This is a genomic window from Planococcus glaciei (assembly GCF_900099655.1).
GTDB classification, from domain to species: Bacteria; Bacillota; Bacilli; order Bacillales_A; family Planococcaceae; genus Planococcus; species Planococcus glaciei.
Window position 1 is genome coordinate 309324 of record NZ_FNDC01000002.1, and the last position, 17746, is coordinate 327069.

A 17746-nucleotide genomic window follows, 5' to 3' on the forward strand; every position below is an offset into this window, starting at 1 on the left:
TCGCTTGTATTGGTGCAAAGTTGCTCGGACCCAATCTGAATTTGACGAAATCGCCAAATTGAATTATGAAACCTTCGTAGAAGAAATCCCACAGCACGAACCGGATTCTTCCGGTACGCGCGTTGACCCTTTCCATGAGCAAAACACTTATTTGATTGTGTTGGCGGATACAGCCATTGTCGGCATGATTGCGCTTCGCGACGAGCGTCCGTTTTCACTTGATAAGAAAATTGGGAAGGTGGAAAATTTTCTTCCACATTTTGAAAAAATCTGTGAGATCCGCCTGATGGCAGTACGAAAACCCCATCGCAATGGCCGTGTGTTTTTCCTGTTGGCCCGGGCGTTGTCGGATTACTGTTATGAACAAGGATACGATGCGGCTGTCATTTCAGGAACGACGCGGCAATTAAGGCTCTACGACCAAATCGGCTTTCAAGCGTTTGCGGAGCCTGTGGGCAAAGGAGAAGCGGTGTTTATTCCAATGGTGACGACGCGCCAGCAATACGCAGAATCCGTAGCAGCCAGGCTGCAGACCAAAAGAAAACTGTTTCATCCTGGGCCTGTCCAGTTGACCAAGGAACTTGCGTCGCCTTTTCAAGATTTCCCCTTATCCCATCGCTCTTCGGCATTCGAGGCGCTTTGCGGGGAAGTAAGAAACCGGCTGCATCTATTGGCGGAAGCGGAGCCGCATCTGCTGGCCGGAAGCGGCACGCTTGCCAATGAAGCGATGATCGCCCAGTTGAAAAAAGAACAAACAAAAGGGCTGATTCTCGTGAACGGGGAATTCGGCAAGCGGCTAAAAGAACAAGCCGCCAGATGGCAGCTTTCTTTTGATGCAATGGATGCCGACTGGGGCCAAGTTTTTTCGCTGGATCAAATCAGGGGGGAACTGGCTGGCGGAAAATACGGCTGGCTGTTGATGGTGCACGGAGAAACATCTGTCGGCATGCTGAACGATTTGGATGCCATAGGGAAGTTATGTGCCGGCCTTGGAGTGAAACTATGCGTGGATGCTGTCAGTACATTCGGTGCACTTCCATTTTCTTTGAAGAAGGTCTGGCTTGCCACAGCAGTAAGCGGAAAAGCGGTTGGCACCGTAAGCGGATTAGCCATCGTTTTTTCTCACCACAAAATTGAACCGGATCCGTACTTGCCTGCTTATCTCGATATCGGCTTGTATGGCAACAAAGTGCCGTTCACTTTGTCTTATCCGCTGTTGAAAAGTTTCAAGCAGGCGCTGGCTGCCTATCCTGAAAGGTATTCGCTGTTGCAGAAGCGCTTTGAAACGATGAAAACGGAAACCGGCAATTGGCCCGCTTTAGCGGAAGGCTATCCCATACTGCTTACGTTCAAAGCAGAAGCGGACTTCAAACAGTTTCCGCTTGATGCCCATCTGTCTGGATTTGAACTGCATGCCAAGAGCGGCTATTTGAAAAACCGTAATTTATTTCAAATTTCCTGCATCCAGCCAAACTTTGAAGCGGATTGGGAATCGCTCATGAAATTTCATAAAGTGTACACGGAATACCACCAACTATAAAAACCCGCCAATTGGCGGGTTTTTTCTATTGGGCAATCTGCCGGTATACATCCAGGATGAACTTTTTATAAGGCAAGTCCAGCATCGGTTCGATATTTTCTTTGGCGATGGCCGCGTGCTTCACTGCTAAATCATGTCGGCCTTGCTGTTCATAAATCAACGCCAAGTATGCATCTTTTTCGTAATTCATTGACAAGTCATAAGGGTGGTGAAGGTAATCTGAAATTTTATGCTGCTGCAGCCACTTTAACGCTTCATCCAAGTTATCTTTATGATAAAGGACTTTTCCTTTTTCCAGATAAAATGCATCATAGCCTTCTTCATCTTTGTATTTTTCCAGCTTGCTATCAATGATTTTCTCAGCTTTGTCATATTCATGCGCAAAGGAAATTAAATAATGTGCTTCCAGTAAATCGAGAGTCGTTTCAATTTTTTCATCTTCCGAGAACTCAGCGAATAACCGCAATTTGCGGACATAGTAGTCCTTACGTTCGATGTCATTTGTAAGAATGGCATGGAAACTCATCACCCGGTAAAGGTCGTTGATCTTGTAGTAAATCTGGTGCTCTCGTGAATAATCAATGCCTTCTTTTAAAAGCCGGAGCGCTTCGGCATCTTCTCCGATGGCAAAGTACAGAATGGCTTCGAGGAAATCGAAGTCGAGCTTTTTCAGTGAGTCAATAACGGCATCCCGTTCTTCAAAAGAGCGCCGTGAGTCCTGCAGCATTTTCAAAGCTTCCGCATATTCATGTTGCTGAAACGTTACCATGGCCCGGAACATATGGACATCCGCGCTGTTATTGACCAAGTGCAGTCCTTCATACATCGTTTCTGCCCGTTCCAATACAGGCTGCCAGTCCGGAAGTTTTGCATAGTACAGACTGCGGCTATAAATTTCCAAAAGTCGGGCTGACTCATATCGGTAAGGAAGTTTTTCAGCGTACGGTTCGATCTTATCGACAATCGGATTGAAATCATCCGGCTGATACAGATCTGCTTTATAAAGCGTTTCAACTTCCTGAAGCAGTTCGCGCAGTTCGGTTGTCGGGACTTCCTCAAGCAATTCATTCGGATGGACACCGAGTTGTCCTGCTATATAAGCCAAGCTTTCCATGGAAGGTTTGGCTTTGTTGTTTTCAATCAAGCTGAGCATGCCTTTTGTCAGAACTTCGCCTGCGAGGGTCTGCAATGTAAGGCCTTTTTCTTTGCGTAATTTCTTGATGCGTTCGCCCAATGTTTCCACTTCATCACCTCTTTTGGATAGTGGTTTAATTATATTAAACTTTAGCTTGCAATACCAGTTTTGGCATGTTATATTTTGTTTAATTAAATTAAACTTATGCAAAGGGAGCTTGGAAAATGCCAGAAGCGGCAAAGCTTAAACGGGCAAGTTACCATTTGTACACATTCACAATCAGTAAATTGATTTCGACTTTCGGCAGCAGTGTTTACGCATTCGGGATTAGCTTATACGTGTTAGCTTTAACGGGATCGGCTGCGAGTTTTGCCATCAATCTCATCAGCAGCATTTTGCCGCGGACAATTTTGGCACCGCTTGCCGGTTATGCCGCTGATAATTATTCGAAGAAGAAGCTGATTATCGCATCGCAGCTCGGCGGTATTCTTTCAGTCGGCGGATTGCTGGGGTACAGCATGATTGCAGGATTGTCGCTCCCGGCCATTTACGCAGCAACGGCCTTGGTATCGATTTTCTCCATGTTCAACGGCATCACGTTTTCGGCATCCATCGCGAATTTAATCGATTCAGACCGCATCCAAAAAGCGATGGGATTTAACCAATCGGCGGTTTCCCTTGCTGCGATTGGGGGACCTGTCATTGGGGGTGCTTTGTTCGGGTTTGTTTCCATGAATGTTTTTCTCGTCATTGAAATTGCCGCGTACTTCATTGCACTTTCCCTGGAAGCGACGATGAACTTCAAATTGTTTACCACTGTTGAAGCGAAGTCGGAAGAACAGCCGAAACCATCGGTCATTCAAGGCATGAAAGAAGGCGTCGCTTATTTAAGAACCAACCGGGTGATCATGGTCATTGTGACGACCGCTATCGGGCTGAATTTCTTTTTCTCTGCATTGATGATCGGCTTGCCGTTTATCGCGGTTCAGCAATTAAAAGTGGAGTCGGCTCATTTTGGTGTAATCGAAGCGATGATTGCGGTCGGCATGCTGGCGGGATCCATTTACTTCTCTGTCCGAAAAGAAGTGAAGTTTCCGCTGCTATTCTCCAAGCGAGCCATTCTGGTGATGTCCGTGCTTCTTGCTGCCCTTGGTTTGCCGCTCATCTTAGAATTTTCTTATAACCTGAACGTCGGCTACTTGATCATTCTGATGCTCGCTTTCGGTGCGTCGAATGTGTGTGTGAATACACCGATTGGCATCATGATGCAAAAAGACGTCGATGAGGAATACCGCGGACGCGTCTTCGGAATCCTGGAATCGATGGCAATGGCGATGATGCCGCTTGGATATCTGTTATTCGGCTTGCTGTATGATAAGGTTCCGGCCGAATACGTGGTTTTGGGAAGCAGCCTGTGCCTAATCGTTTTAACCGCATATATGATCCGGACAAGCGTGATCAAAGAAGCATACCCTGCACTTGGCAATTCTTCCGACAGCGTGATTCTGCAAAAACAATAAAACATGTTGCCAGCCGGACTCCAGCCTTGGGTCCGGCTGTTTTTCGTGTTTTCAGGTTTAGGTGAGGATTCAAAGGGAAAAATGCCAAAGACATGAAAAATCAGAGAGGATGAAGCAAAATGGATAAAGACAAACCAGAAAACTTGCCGCCGCAAGAACAGGAACGCCAACCGGGCTTTGAATCCGAAATGACGCCAGAGCCTGATTTTACCGGCAATCTCGCTGGGAAAGCACAGCGTTTGCCAGGGAAAACGGCATTGATTACCGGTGGGGACAGCGGCATCGGACGCGCAGTTGCCGTAGCTTTTGCAAAAGAAGGGGCAGACGTCGCCATTGCTTATCTGGATGAACATGAAGATGCAGAAGAAACAAAGAAGTATGTTGAAAAAGAAGGGAAGCGCTGCCTCCTGATTGCCGGCGATATCGGCGATGAAGCATTCTGCCAGGAAGCCGTGCAAAAAGTGATCGATGAATTCGGCAAATTGGATATTCTCGTCAACAATGCCGCCGAGCAGCATCTGCAGGATTCGTTGAAAGACATAACGGCGGAGCAATTGGAGCGGACGTTCCGAACAAATGTATTCGGCATGTTCCACGTCACCAAAGCAGCGCTCGACCATTTAAAACCGGGCAGTTCGATTATCAACACCACTTCGATCACGGCTTTCCAAGGAATGCCGACATTGATCGACTATTCTTCTACAAAAGGGGCCATTCTATCGTTCACACGCGCCTTGTCCGGATCCCTTGCAGAACAAGGAATCCGCGTCAATGCCGTGGCGCCTGGGCCAATTTGGACGCCGCTCATTCCAGCCTCGTTCCCTGCGGAACAGGTAGAGAGTTTCGGCAAGAATACACCGCTTGGGCGTGCCGGCCAGCCGGATGAACTAGCTCCGGGCTATGTGTACCTGGCGTCAGATGATTCGTCTTACGTAACCGGGCAAGTGTTGAACATCAATGGCGGTACACCAGTATAAGAAATAGAAAAAAGCAAGCGCCTCATGAAGAGGTGCTTGCTTTTTCGTTTGTCTGCAATGTTTTGGCGGAGCTTCTGTAGGCGATGATCAACCCGATGCTGAGCAAGGCCAACAGACCCGATAAATAGTAAATTGAACCGGATTGGAGCGTCAACAGCCAAGTGAAAAACAACGGCCCGATGATGCGCCCCATATTATCCATGGAATAAGTCATGCCGGCTGCGGTTCCGTATTTCCCGCCGGATTCTTTGGATGTAAGTGATACGAGTACGGTCCGGGCAAGTGCGTTGCCGGCCGTAAAAATACTGAGGGCAATACCCGCGAAAACCAGATTTGAAGTGAAGGGCAGCAAAAACAGTCCTGCCGCGGTCACGATTTGGGCACCGATGATCCATTTGGTTTCTGTACCGTCTTTGACCCGGCGGACAACGCCTCCCTGGATGGCGGCATCAACAAGCCCGCTGGCCATAAAGAGGTAGCCGAGCTGCAGCGGCGTAATTTCGATCTGGTCGATTTGGAACAGCTGGAACGTCGATTCCAATCCAGCCAGCAGGAAAGTTACCGTAAACGAGAACAGGAACAAGTAACGGATGCGGTAGTTCCAAAGCATGGCGGCACCTTGCGGCAGCAGCTTCCGTTTAACCGCTTCCCCTGAACGATCCGGTTCTTTTAAAACGATTCCGGCATATACCATCAGTGCGAGCACCAGGACGGCAGATGCAGTAAACGGCAATGAAAGGGATACGGCACCGAGCAGCCCGCCGATTGCCGGACCGAATATAAAGCCAAGGCCGATGGACATGCCAAGCAGCCCCATGTATTTATTGCGCTCTTCCGAAGTGGTGATATCCGCAACATACCCGGTTACGGCTGTGTAAAGGGCACCCGAGAACAATCCGCCAATGATGCGCGATGCGTACAATAAAACCAAATGGTCGAGGAATAAGGAAAATAAAAAGAAGCTCAGGCTGAAACCGGCTAAACCGGTTAAAATCAATTTTTTGCGTCCGACGTTATCAGACAGCCGGCCCCAAAGCGGTGCGGTGAAAAACGATGCGAGGGCATAGATGGTAATCAAGCCGCCTACGTGGATATCTGCATATCCCTGCTGGACCACAACCTCCGGCAAAACCGGAATAATAATGCCGAAACCCAGATAAACGAAAAATTGGACAGACATCAACAACAAAATGGTTTTTTTCATGTGAAACTCCTGCTTTCTAAAAGGCTCTGCTTCTATTTTACCTTTGTTCAATAAGAACAACAATCCAGTAAAAATCAAGAAGTGAGGAACCAGGCGAAGGAGGGCAACAGAGCGGCTGCAAAAAAATATTTAAAGCCGTCTCCTTTCCACACAAAGCATTTACATGTTTTTTACTTTGTCATCAAAATGAAAAGTTTAAAGTTCTGAAAAGATGGTATTATATGCATAGACACAAAAAAGTCAACTATTAACCCATACATACGAAACTGACTGTCATTTTAAACGTCAATAACAGTATGAAAATATAAAGAGGTGATCTGGATGGCGAAAGACGTTGAAGTTCGCAAAATCGTTTCAAATTTATCGAAACTGGGAATCCAAGTAAACATCACAAAATCTCGTGTAGAATTATTGAAAGCCCTGGCTTTGCCGCAAGCACCGCAAATTCAATAATGAATGCAAAAAAACTCCGACGCCGAGCGTCGGAGTTTTTTAGTCAAGTTCTTTATCGTTGCCGAACATATAATTGCGGTGATGAAACTTCATACTGAACACGATGCCGATGGCCAGCATATTCCCGATTAGAGAACTTCCCCCGTAGCTGATGAACGGAAGAGGAATGCCGGTAATCGGGAGCAGCTGAATTGTCATGCCGATATTTTGGAAAACGTGGAACGTAATCATGGCAATAATGCCGGCGCAGACGTACGTGCTGAACGTATCTTTAAACTGAAGCGTGATTCTTGTTAAATGGTAAATCAGCATAAAGAACAGGATGATGACGGCGCTGGCTCCGACAAATCCGAAATCCTCCGAAATGACGGTAAAGATAAAGTCGGTGTGGTTTTCCGGAACATACACTTGCCGGCCTTGATAGCCTTTGCCGAACACTTCGCCTGAACCGATGGCATTCATTGCAGCGATCAAGTTATAGCCGCCTGATTCCGCGTAGGAATACGGATCGAGCCACGTGTATATCCGTTCGAACATATACGGTTTCAAACCGAATGCACTGGACAGAAAATCCTGCATATAAAGGGTCATCCATAAAAGGAGTGCGCCAATTATTGCCACACCGCCGAAACTCGGAGCAATAATTTTCCAGGTGATGCCCGAGACAACCGTCAACGCAAGCGTGATGGCGATAAAGACAAGTGCGGTACCCAAATCGGGCTGAAGCAGGATAAAGCCGAGCGGAATCATCAAACAGAAAAGAATCTTTCCGAGCAGGATCAAATCGGTCTTCATCGTCTTTAACAGATTTTTTTCATGATGGGAAGAAATCATTTTTGCCAAAGCCAAAATATAGAAAGTTTTCATAAATTCCGCCGGCTGGATATTGACAAACGGCGTATGGAACCAGGCTTTTGCGCCGTTGACAGGTTCCGCAATCTGGCCAGGGCCATCGGGCGAGACCATTAGCACAATCAGAAGAAAGATGCCCAGCCCGTAAAGGTAGTAAGCCATCTTTTTATACTGTTCAGGATCGAAGTACATCAGCACACCAATCATACAGATGGAAATAAAATAAAAAAGAGCTTGCCTTGGCACGAAGTTCGTCAAATATTGGCCCGATGTTTGTGCGGAAGAAATGGCAATCAAAGAAACAGCAAAAAAGAGAAACAATATAAAAGCGAGCGGCCAATCAATGCGATCGGAAAAGCTCTTGTTAGTATGCATTTGCGTTCACCTGTACTTTTTTAGGATTGAGAGTCGGTTTACATTATAGCGTATTCTCAGCGAATGTGCCTATACCAAAAGTAATGACGCAAATAGAGCTAGGATGTTTCATATTTCATTGGAATGGTCGTATAATGTAAAAAGGAGATTGGAGTGGGGGATATGGTCAAAAAACCGTTAAACGCGGATTATTACATACAGCATTTATACATTTATCTAAATGAAGCCGATCAGTTTGCTCTTTTTAGCGGCTTAACCTTTGCCCAATTTTTGGACGCTGTGAAGATGCCCAAAAATCTCCTGTTGCTCAAACACCCATATGAAGATGCTTCATTCAATATGCATACTTACATGGAATTTGTTGGCCAAGAAGATTTTGTACAGCTTCGAAAAGCGCTGGCTCATAAAAAAAGTGAATTTTGCTGGATTGATTTTAAAAACGAGAAGCAATTAAATTCTTTGACTCCCCAAGAGCAGGCCGAACTGTTGTATATTGGCCATAAAAAAGAAACAGTGCGCCCTCCTTTTTACGCAGATTTACAAAATGAGTTTGTTTATTTATCGAGCGAAGAAGAGCAGACAACTAAAATTTATTTCCGCTACATGGAACGATTGAATGAGCTAGTCGGCAATTACTTTATCCAGCTGATCCGCAAAGAAACGAGCGGGCAGAATTTCTGGCGCCGTAAACCGAAAGACCTGGTGCCGGAAGTGCCCAGGGAAATTTTAGCTTCGTTGAAAAACGATTTCCGTGAAGGGGCTTTGATTTCACTTGCGGATCCTGAAAAAACAAAGAACACGATTGAATTGCATATTCGGTCAGTCGAAGAGATTTCGTTTCTGGACGAATTTTGGTCAGATATCCGGGATTACACAAAACAGGAAGTCACCCGCAAAATCATTTTCGACAGAAAAACGAAGCAATGGAGATAATACCCGGAAACGGGTATTATTTTTTTGTCTGGATAACTTAAGATATGAAGCGGAAAATCGGAACTTTTTGGGCTGCTGCCCGGAAAAAATTTTTCGTCTTTCGCTGTTCGTGATAAACTAAGCAATATGCAAAACGAAATTAAGAACATGAAAAGCGCCGAAGAACTCGGAACTGGACATAAGCGGAGGTTTAACGAATGAAAAAACGGATTGGTTTATTATATGGAGGCAAATCGGCAGAACACGAAGTGTCGCTTTCCACTGCGCTGGCAGTTACAAATGCTTTAAACTTTGATAAGTATGAAATATATCCGATTTACATTACCCAGGAAGGGGAATGGGTGAAGGGGACGATGCTGGAAGGGCCGGCCCAGACAATTGAACAGCTTCAATTGGCGGAAGGATCGTCTCATCCACACGACATTTCCGGTTTCTTGCCTGAAGAAGCTGAAAAAAGTCTGGAAGTCATTATTCCATTGCTGCATGGACCTAATGGAGAAGACGGCACGGTCCAAGGCTTGTTGGAAGTGATGAATTTGCCGTATGTGGGCAACGGGGTGCTGGCATCTTCTGCCGGCATGGACAAGGTTGTAATGAAGCAGCTGTTTGAAATAGCCGGTTTAAACCAAACACCTTATGTGTACTTTATTCGCCGGGAATGGCAGAATGACCAAAATTTCTGGGTTAACAAAGTGGCAAGTGAACTGAAGTGGCCGGTTTTTGTCAAACCTGCTAATTTAGGTTCAAGCGTCGGCATCAGCAAAGCGGAAAACGAACAGGAACTGGTTGCAGCTGTAGAAGAAGCTTTGAAATTCGACCGCAAAATTGTGGTTGAACAAGGCGTGGTAGCTCGTGAAATCGAAGTCGGGGTGCTTGGGAACGATGTGCCGGAATGCTCGGTTGCCGGAGAAATCAAGCCGCTCAAAGCGTTTTACGATTACCAGGCGAAATACAAAGACGGCAATACAGCGATGATTATTCCTGCAGAACTGGACGAAGACGTTTACGCAGAACTTGTGGCTTCAGCGAAAAAGGCATTTAAAGTACTGGATTGTTCGGGCCTTGTCCGCGCCGATTTCTTTGTGACGGCTTCAAACGAGATCCTGATCAACGAAGTAAACACCTTGCCGGGCTTTACGCCATTTAGCATGTTCCCGCTGTTATGGGAAAACACGGGGCTGCCTTACCCGGAATTGATTGAACGCCTGATTGCCTTAGCCATTGAACGCTATGAAGATAAGCAATTATTGCAAGTAAAAATGGATTGAGTGGAGATACCCGATGAAAAAGAAGATTGAAGAACTGGCCAAATGGCTTGATATAAAAACAAATTTTAAAGGAATTGAAATTACAGGCGTGTCGATCAACACCCGAACACTTCAGCCTGGCGATTTATTCATTCCGTTCCGCGGAGAAAAGACCAATGGGCACAAATACGTCCAGCAGGCATTTGAAGCAGGGGCTGCCGCTGCGCTTTGGCAGCAGGATGAGCCAAACCCGCCGAAGGATGTGCCGCTCTTAATTGTCGAAGATCCGAAAACAGCGCTTCAGCAAATGGCGAGAGCGTATCGCGATGAACTGTCGACTGTGGTCATCGGCATTACCGGTTCAAACGGCAAGACTTCAACAAAAGATTTGGTGGCAAGTGTATTAAAGCCGTATTTTAAAGTGCAGAAAACACAAGGCAATTACAATAACGAAATCGGCTTGCCTCTGACGATTTTGTCGTTGGATGAAGATACCAAGTTTGCGGTTTTGGAAATGGGCATGAGCGGTTTTGGCGAGATCGAATTTTTATCCCTGCTTGCCCGTCCGGATTATGCAGTCATCACGAACATTGGTGAAGCCCATATGCAGGACCTTGGTTCCCGCGAAGGCATTGCCAAAGCAAAATTTGAGATTACGGCTGGATTGGAAAGCCACGGAAAATTATTCTACGACGGCGATGAGCCTTTGCTTCAGCCTTTCGTCGAAGATTTTCCTCAAGCTGTATCGTTCGGATTTGATAATAATAACGAACTGGCGGTTACCGATATTAAGGCAACTGAAAACGGCAGCAGTTTCCAGGTCAGCGGAATTATTGATGCGCCGTTCGCCATTCCGGTTCTCGGTGAACACCAGGTGAAGAACACATTGTCCGCCATTTTGATTGCGCTGGAAGCTGGTTTGTCGGAAGAAGACATCCGCAAGTCGTTGAAGAATGCGGCTTTGACCGATATGCGCATGCAGATTATTCCTGCGAAAAACGGTGCAACGTTTATCAACGATGCTTACAACGCAGCACCTTCTTCAATGAAAGCGGCGTTGAATTTTATGCGGGAAACGACCATGAAAGAAGACAAATGGCTTGTGCTTGGCGATATGCTGGAACTTGGCGACGATGAACAGGAATACCACGAAGCCATTCAAGCTTCCATTTCAGAAGATATCCACGGTGTTTGCTTATACGGGCCGCGCATGAAATGGCTTTATGAAAAAATGAAAGACACCTACCAAGGTCAATTGGTCTGGAGCGAAAGTGATTATGCGCCGATCGTTCAATTTTTGGAAGAGCGCATCACAGCGGATTCATTGATTCTGGTTAAAGGATCCCGCGGCATGGCACTTGAACGGGTTGTTGAACCTTTTATCGAGAACTAACAAACAGCGGGGGGCTTTGCCTCCGCTGTTTTAAATTATGCGGAAAATCACTTTTGCCATATTCAAGAAGTGGGATTTCATATAGAAGATAAAGCTTCGAAAGGCAGAGGGATGATCTTGAAAGAAGGGAGGAGAGCCGCTTGAAGACAGGGGTTTTGTGCATTCACGGGTATACAGGCGGGCCTTACGAGGTCGAGCCGTTTGCCGAGTTTATTGAAAAGCATACGGATTGGGTAGTGAAAGTGCCGACGCTTCCGGGCCACGGCAGAACGCTGAACATGCGCGGGACAAAAGCCGTGCATTGGATGATGGCGGCGGAGATTGCACTTCGGGAATTGAAAAGGGAAACGGACCGCGTCATTATCGTGGGCTTTTCGATGGGCGGCTTGATCGCCATGTATCTGGCATTGCGCTATAAAGTGGAACGGCTGGTGCTGTTGAGCGCAGCGGCCAAGTATATTAGTGCGGCCCAGCTCTTGGCAGAGATGAGAGAAACAATGGCCGATGCCGTAAAAGGGAATTTGAAGGACAATGAGTTTTTCCAGCAATACAAATACAAATTGACGCACACGCCTCCGGGGTCGACGGCGGAGTTCCTGAAAGTGGTCAAAATGGTGGAACCGCATTACCAGCAAATCAAAGTGCCGGTCATCATTGTGCAAGGAAGAAAAGACGGCATTGTCCCAGTGTCTGCTGCTGAGCATATTTACGACAACATCGGTTCTCAAGAAAAGCACATCATCCATTCCGACTCCGGCAAGCACTTGATCTGCTACAGCGATGATTGCGACGATTGGTTTATGCAGGTCCTCGGATTCATGAAAAAGGGCGCGGAGTAAACTGATTATTAGAACCTTTGCGTATTGATTGCAAGTACTTGGAAATCGTGCTATTCTAATGAAAGCAATGGATACATTTTTGAGACACTCTTCCCTGTGAAGAGTATTTTTTTGAGCAAAACGGTTTGTTCTACTTATTGGGCATGAAAAAACCCGCCGATCAGACCGCTCGGCAACGCCCGAGCTTTTTCTGTTCACACATCCCCTCTGACTTAAAACTACAGAGTATGATTTTCGACGTGAAACTTCCTCATAAAGGCTCGACTTTGTCACGATTTCATCTAAAATGTACACCATTTGTAAATAAGATGAAGACAAAAGGAGATTGAAAAAATTTGGTAAAATTTTCAGAGTTAAATATTAGCGAAACAACTTTAAAGTCCGTACGACGCATGGGGTTTGAAGAAGCAACACCAATCCAGGAAGGTACGATCCGTCTTGGCATGGAAGGCAAGGACATTATCGGGCAAGCACAGACTGGTACTGGTAAAACAACTGCTTTCGGTATTCCGTTGATTGAAAAAATCGACACTAAAGATGGCAACGTCCAAGGTTTAGTTATCGCACCGACACGCGAATTGGCTATCCAAGTTTCTGAAGAACTTTACAGACTGGGCCAAGATAAAAACGTGCGCATCCTTTCAGTATACGGTGGCCAAGAAATTAGCCGTCAAATCCGTGCACTTAAAAACCGCCCACAAATTATCGTTGGTACACCTGGACGTCTTTTGGATCATATCAACCGCCGTACGCTTAAATTGGACAATGTAAACACATTGATCCTTGACGAAGCGGACGAAATGTTGAACATGGGCTTCATCGAAGACATCCAAACAATCATGTCAAGCGTTCCAGAAGATCGCCAGACTTTGTTGTTCTCAGCAACTATGCCGGATGCAATCCGCCGCATTGCAGAGAAATTCATGAAGACGCCAGAAATCGTTAAAATCAAATCAAAAGAAATGACTGTTGAAAACATCGAGCAGTTCTACGTTAAATCGGTAGAACGCGAAAAATTCGACATCCTTTCACGTCTAATCAACGTTCAACAACCGGAACTTGCAATCATTTTTGGTCGCACAAAACGCCGGGTGGACGAATTAGCAAAAGCTTTGAATATCCGCGGCTATGTAGCTGAAGGAATTCATGGCGACCTTAGCCAAGCAAAACGTATGTCTGTATTGAAGCAATTCAAAGCAGGCAAAGTCGATATCTTAGTTGCAACTGACGTAGCAGCTCGCGGACTTGATATCTCAGGCGTATCACATGTATACAACTTTGATATTCCACAGGATCCTGAAAGCTATGTTCACCGTATCGGCCGTACTGGCCGTGCAGGCAAAAAAGGAGTCGCAGTCACGTTTGTAACACCACGTGAAATGGGCTACTTGAGCATCGTTGAACGCACAACTAAGAAAAAAATGGAAGCTTTGATCCCTCCAACTGCTGACGAGGCTGTATTAGGCCAAAAACGCGTTGCGATGGAACAATTGCAAGAAATGACTGAGAAAAACAACTTGGGCGACTACCGTACATTTGCGGCAGAAATGCTTGAGAAGTTCGATGCAGTTGATTTGATTGCAGCAGCTCTTAAAACATTGACGAAAGAGCCGGAAGATGTACCGGTTTCAATCTCTGAAGAACGCCCATTGCCATCCCGCGGAGGCGGCGGCTACAAAGGCAAAGGCGGACGCAGCAGTGGAGGCGGCGGTTATAAAGGCAGCCGTTCTACTGGATCAGGCCGTCCATCTTCAAGCCGTTCAGGTTCAGGCGCTGGACGCCGTCGCGAAAGCGGCAGCGGTGCAGGCCGTCCAGGACGCACTCGCCGTCACGAAGGGTAAGTGACGAAAAGCGGAAGCGCTCGTTAAGATTCGACAGGCATAAGACGATTTGGCGAAGCGGCGCTTTTTGCCGCACAGACAAAGTGGCTTATGACCCGAGAATCTGGGCGCTGCAGCTAGACATAAAGAAAAGCGGAAGCACCTATCAAGGCTCTTCTATATAAAAGGCGGATACGAAACAGGAAACTGTTTTCGTATCCGCCTTTTTTGCGTCGCGGTTCTCAGGTACAATAAGAGTGAAACCCATTACCGTTAACATCGTATAGTAAAGCAAGATACGCGAATGGAGAGAAGCGCATGGAGCATCAACCAAAAAACCAGATTTCCAGAAAAGGATTAAGGGTTTGGCGATTGTACGGAATGATTCAAACGGCCATCCTCGCAGTCCTGATGATTGGAGCCGGAGTACTCACTTACTTTTTTGATTGGCCCCAGTGGCTTTATGCTGTTTATGCAGCAATTATAATTGTGTATGGAGCCTTATTCATTTACTTATTTCCAAAAATCCGTTGGGAACGCTGGCGCTATGAAGTGCGCGAACAGGAAATTGAATTGCAGCACGGCTTATTTATTGTGAAGCGGACCCTCGTGCCAATGGTAAGAGTCCAACACGTCGATACTGAGCAAGGGCCGATTTTGAGAAAATACGATTTGGCCGAAATCTCGATTTCCACAGCTGCGACCACACACACCATTCCGGCTTTAATTACAGCGGAAGCAGATGAATTGAGAGCGAGAATTTCTGTGCTGGCAAGGGTGGCGGAAGACGATGTCTGAAACCTATTATAAATTGCATCCGGTCTCGGCGCTGATCAACTTCGTCAAAGGGCTGAAAGAACTGATCGTTCCGTTTCTGGTCGTATTCGGCGTCAATCTTTTCCGGGACGGCGGCATCAGTGCAATGTTCAATCAAGGCTGGCAAGGGCTGATTCCGGTGCTGATCGGATCGGTTGTGCTGGTATTTGTCCTGATTGCCGGAATCATTAAATGGAAGCGTTTTGTGTACTGGTTTGAAGATGGTGAACTGCGGATTGAATACGGCTTGTTCGTCAAGAAAAAGCGCTATATTCCATTCGACCGCATTCAAAGCCTGAATTACACAGAAGGCATCTTCCACCGGCCGCTTGGTTTGGTGAAAGTAAAAGTAGAAACAGCCGGATCCGGAAAAGTTGGGCAAGCGGAAGCGGAATTGACCGCCATTTCCCGGGAAGATGCGGACCGGATTGAGCGGAAAATGGAAGAAGCAAAACGCGGCGTCCAGCGGGAAATGGCAGTGGAAAGCGATTTGGCTGCGGTGGAAGAGCCGGTTGTGGAAGAGAAAAAGCCAACCAAGACGCTGTACCGGATGACGATGAAAGAACTTTTGGTGCTTGCGACCACTTCCGGCGGAATCGGAGTGGTGCTGTCAGCCGCAGCTGTTTTTCTGTCTCAGTTTTCCGAATTGATTCCTTATGACGCGATTTATGAGGAAGTTATGCTGTTTCTCCGTTTTGGCTATTTGATTGTGGCGCTGACCATTTTTGTCGCCTTGTTGATTGCGTGGGTGATTTCCGTCATATTGGCCATTTTTGCAAACTACCAATTTACCATCCAAACGGATGAAGACCATATTTACCTGACCAGGGGATTGCTTGAGAAAAAGAAAGTCTCGGTTCCATTCAAACGTGTGCAAGGCATTAAGATTTCGCAAAATCCGCTGCGCGAACTATTCGGCTATGCCACAGTAACTGTAGAAAGCGCCGGTGGGTCCATCGGAGATAAAGATGAAAAAATCCGCTTGTTCCCGTTGGCGAAAAAATCGACGATGCTTCCGGTCCTGCAGGAGTTGTTTCCGGACATGGACTGGGAACCGGCTATGGCAAAAGCGCCCAAACGAAGCATCCATTTTTATTATCGCCTCGATTTTCTTTGGATGGTGCCGTTCGTTGCGGCAATCGGCTACTATTTCTATCCGTATGGCCTGTTCGCTCTGCTGATTGTACCGGTTATCGTCCTGCTGGGCATCTGGCAGCACAAGACGGCCGGCTACGCTTTAGCAAATCGGCAACTGACGATGCAGTTCCGGGGAATCGGCAAGCATACTTTCTTTATGTTGAAGAGAAGAGTGCAAGCGATTGACGTGACCCAAAGCTATTTCCAGCGCCGGAAAGGCTTAGCTTCCATCCAATCGACGATTAAATCCGGAATGATGGGCGCAACGGCGCGGATCGAGCATATGGAAAAAGATGATGCCAGCCGCATTCTCGCCTGGTATGAGCCGTCTGGCCAAAGGGCAGCCCATACAGAAAAAAGTCAGCCGGAGTTGTTTTCCGGCTGACTTTTTAGCTTGCAGGCAAATGATAGATTAGGCGTTTTTTTCAGACTCCAATGCCTGTCGAAGCTAAGCGGCTCTCTCCGCTTTTCGTTACTTACCTTTTCTTTTTCCAGCTGATAATCCGTTTCGGATGGAAATAACTTAATCCGATCAGGAAACCGGCAATCAACCCAGCAATATGCGCAGTGGCGTTGACGTTTGGCGTCAGGAAAGTCATGATTATACTGATGACGATAATCGGGAGTATAATTTGTCTGAGTTGAGGCAGCGCCCGGCGCCCGTAATACAGAAGGGCTCCGAAAGCACCGAAAATGCCGAAGATTGCTCCGCTTGCGCCTACGTGCAAGTAGTCCAGTGGCTGCAGCAGGTAAGTGGCGAAAGTTCCGGCGAATCCGGCTACTGCATAAATGGTGATAAACCGGACTTTGCCCGTCAGCCTTTCCAGCTCAGGCCCAAATAGAAACAATGAGAACATATTAAAGAGCAAATGCATGATGCCGCCGTGCAGGAACATCGGCGTGAAAAGTCTCCACCATTCACCTTCGCTAATCCAATAATTGGAGCCGACACCAAAATTGAAAATTTGGCCTCCGAGTATTGGGACCCAAGTGAGGACATGCACCAGCAGATTAAGCGCAATCAAAGTCGACACAACTGGATACAAACGCAGATACTGTTTGAAACTTTCTGTGCGAATAAACATTTTGTCACCTCGATTTCATTACAAGTTATTATACCTTCTTAGCGTTTGCGATTGAAAGGAGAAACAATTATGATTATTGGAATCGGTTTGGATATTGTAGAACTCCACCGGATTCGGCGGCTTGACGACAGGTCTTCCAAATTCCGGGAACGCATTTTGACGGAACGGGAACTCGCCGAATATGCCGGGTTGTCCGACAGGCGCAAAGTGGAATTTCTCGCCGGGCGTTTTGCCGCGAAAGAAGCTTTTGCCAAAGCCAACGGCACCGGCATTGGGGAAATGTGTTCATTTGCCGATATCGAAATTCAAAAAGACGAAAAGGGCAAGCCCAGCATTTATTTCCGGCAGCAGGAAATCGGCTTTGTTTCCATTACCCATACAAAAGAGTACGCTGCTGCGCAAGTTGTTTTACAATCTTAA

The 17746-nt window shown here is 46.6% G+C and carries 16 protein-coding genes; 12 read left to right on the forward strand and 4 right to left on the reverse strand.

Annotation, left to right across the window (positions count from 1 at the left end; all coding sequences use genetic code 11):
• Window positions 1-4 precede the first annotated feature (4 nt).
• Window positions 5-1540, forward strand: coding sequence for a GNAT family N-acetyltransferase (locus BLQ32_RS04890; RefSeq protein ID WP_074509332.1), 1536 nt, complete (start codon window positions 5-7; stop codon window positions 1538-1540).
• Between the two features lie 25 nt (window positions 1541-1565).
• Here BLQ32_RS04890 and BLQ32_RS04895 read toward each other — a convergent pair whose 3' ends face one another.
• Window positions 1566-2783, reverse strand: a complete 1218-nt coding sequence (locus tag BLQ32_RS04895; protein WP_074509333.1) for a helix-turn-helix domain-containing protein — start codon at window positions 2781-2783, stop codon at window positions 1566-1568.
• A 116-nt stretch (window positions 2784-2899) separates the two neighbouring features.
• On the opposite strand from BLQ32_RS04895, the gene BLQ32_RS04900 reads away from it, so the two are divergent.
• Both BLQ32_RS04900 and BLQ32_RS04905 read left to right on the forward strand, forming a co-directional pair.
• On the forward strand, window positions 2900-4195 hold the full coding sequence (locus tag BLQ32_RS04900) for an MFS transporter (protein WP_074509334.1): 1296 nt from the start codon (window positions 2900-2902) through the stop codon (window positions 4193-4195).
• Between the two features lie 119 nt (window positions 4196-4314).
• Window positions 4315-5172: an SDR family oxidoreductase gene (locus tag BLQ32_RS04905; protein WP_074509335.1), complete on the forward strand. Its 858-nt coding sequence runs from the start codon at window positions 4315-4317 to the stop codon at window positions 5170-5172.
• A 22-nt stretch (window positions 5173-5194) separates the two neighbouring features.
• Here BLQ32_RS04905 and BLQ32_RS04910 read toward each other — a convergent pair whose 3' ends face one another.
• Window positions 5195-6376 (reverse strand): MFS transporter, encoded by a 1182-nt coding sequence (locus tag BLQ32_RS04910; RefSeq protein ID WP_074509336.1) that lies wholly within the window; start codon window positions 6374-6376, stop codon window positions 5195-5197.
• 321 nt (window positions 6377-6697) lie between these two features.
• On the opposite strand from BLQ32_RS04910, the gene BLQ32_RS20110 reads away from it, so the two are divergent.
• Window positions 6698-6829 (forward strand): Lmo0850 family protein, encoded by a 132-nt coding sequence (locus BLQ32_RS20110; protein WP_268794757.1) that lies wholly within the window; start codon window positions 6698-6700, stop codon window positions 6827-6829.
• A 39-nt stretch (window positions 6830-6868) separates the two neighbouring features.
• On the opposite strand, the gene BLQ32_RS04915 is transcribed toward BLQ32_RS20110, so the two are convergent.
• Window positions 6869-8056 carry an FtsW/RodA/SpoVE family cell cycle protein gene (locus BLQ32_RS04915; protein ID WP_074509337.1) on the reverse strand — a complete coding sequence of 396 codons (1188 nt, stop codon included), beginning with the start codon at window positions 8054-8056 and terminating at the stop codon, window positions 6869-6871.
• Window positions 8057-8218: 162 nt separating this feature from the next.
• On the opposite strand from BLQ32_RS04915, the gene BLQ32_RS04920 reads away from it, so the two are divergent.
• The 7 genes from BLQ32_RS04920 (at window position 8219) to BLQ32_RS04950 (ending at window position 16626) form a co-directional block, all read left to right on the forward strand.
• Window positions 8219-8989 carry a hypothetical protein gene (locus tag BLQ32_RS04920; protein ID WP_036807406.1) on the forward strand — a complete coding sequence of 257 codons (771 nt, stop codon included), beginning with the start codon at window positions 8219-8221 and terminating at the stop codon, window positions 8987-8989.
• A 197-nt stretch (window positions 8990-9186) separates the two neighbouring features.
• Window positions 9187-10257, forward strand: coding sequence for a D-alanine--D-alanine ligase (locus BLQ32_RS04925; protein WP_036807403.1), 1071 nt, complete (start codon window positions 9187-9189; stop codon window positions 10255-10257).
• Window positions 10258-10270: 13 nt separating this feature from the next.
• Complete coding sequence (locus BLQ32_RS04930) at window positions 10271-11629, forward strand: UDP-N-acetylmuramoyl-tripeptide--D-alanyl-D-alanine ligase (RefSeq protein ID WP_074509338.1); 1359 nt, start codon at window positions 10271-10273, stop codon at window positions 11627-11629.
• A 140-nt stretch (window positions 11630-11769) separates the two neighbouring features.
• Window positions 11770-12468, forward strand: a complete 699-nt coding sequence (locus BLQ32_RS04935) for an alpha/beta hydrolase (RefSeq protein WP_074509339.1) — start codon at window positions 11770-11772, stop codon at window positions 12466-12468.
• A gap of 335 nt (window positions 12469-12803) precedes the next feature.
• Window positions 12804-14309 (forward strand): degradosome RNA helicase CshA, encoded by a 1506-nt coding sequence (gene cshA, locus BLQ32_RS04940; protein WP_036807393.1) that lies wholly within the window; start codon window positions 12804-12806, stop codon window positions 14307-14309.
• A 297-nt stretch (window positions 14310-14606) separates the two neighbouring features.
• Window positions 14607-15086 (forward strand): PH domain-containing protein, encoded by a 480-nt coding sequence (locus tag BLQ32_RS04945; protein WP_074509340.1) that lies wholly within the window; start codon window positions 14607-14609, stop codon window positions 15084-15086.
• Complete coding sequence (locus tag BLQ32_RS04950; protein WP_074509341.1) at window positions 15079-16626, forward strand: PH domain-containing protein; 1548 nt, start codon at window positions 15079-15081, stop codon at window positions 16624-16626. Before BLQ32_RS04945 ends, BLQ32_RS04950 begins: the two co-directional genes overlap by 8 nt.
• A gap of 91 nt (window positions 16627-16717) precedes the next feature.
• On the opposite strand, the gene BLQ32_RS04955 is transcribed toward BLQ32_RS04950, so the two are convergent.
• Complete coding sequence (locus BLQ32_RS04955) at window positions 16718-17326, reverse strand: rhomboid family intramembrane serine protease (RefSeq protein WP_074509342.1); 609 nt, start codon at window positions 17324-17326, stop codon at window positions 16718-16720.
• 69 nt (window positions 17327-17395) lie between these two features.
• On the opposite strand from BLQ32_RS04955, the gene acpS reads away from it, so the two are divergent.
• Complete coding sequence (acpS, locus tag BLQ32_RS04960) at window positions 17396-17746, forward strand: holo-ACP synthase (protein WP_036807383.1); 351 nt, start codon at window positions 17396-17398, stop codon at window positions 17744-17746.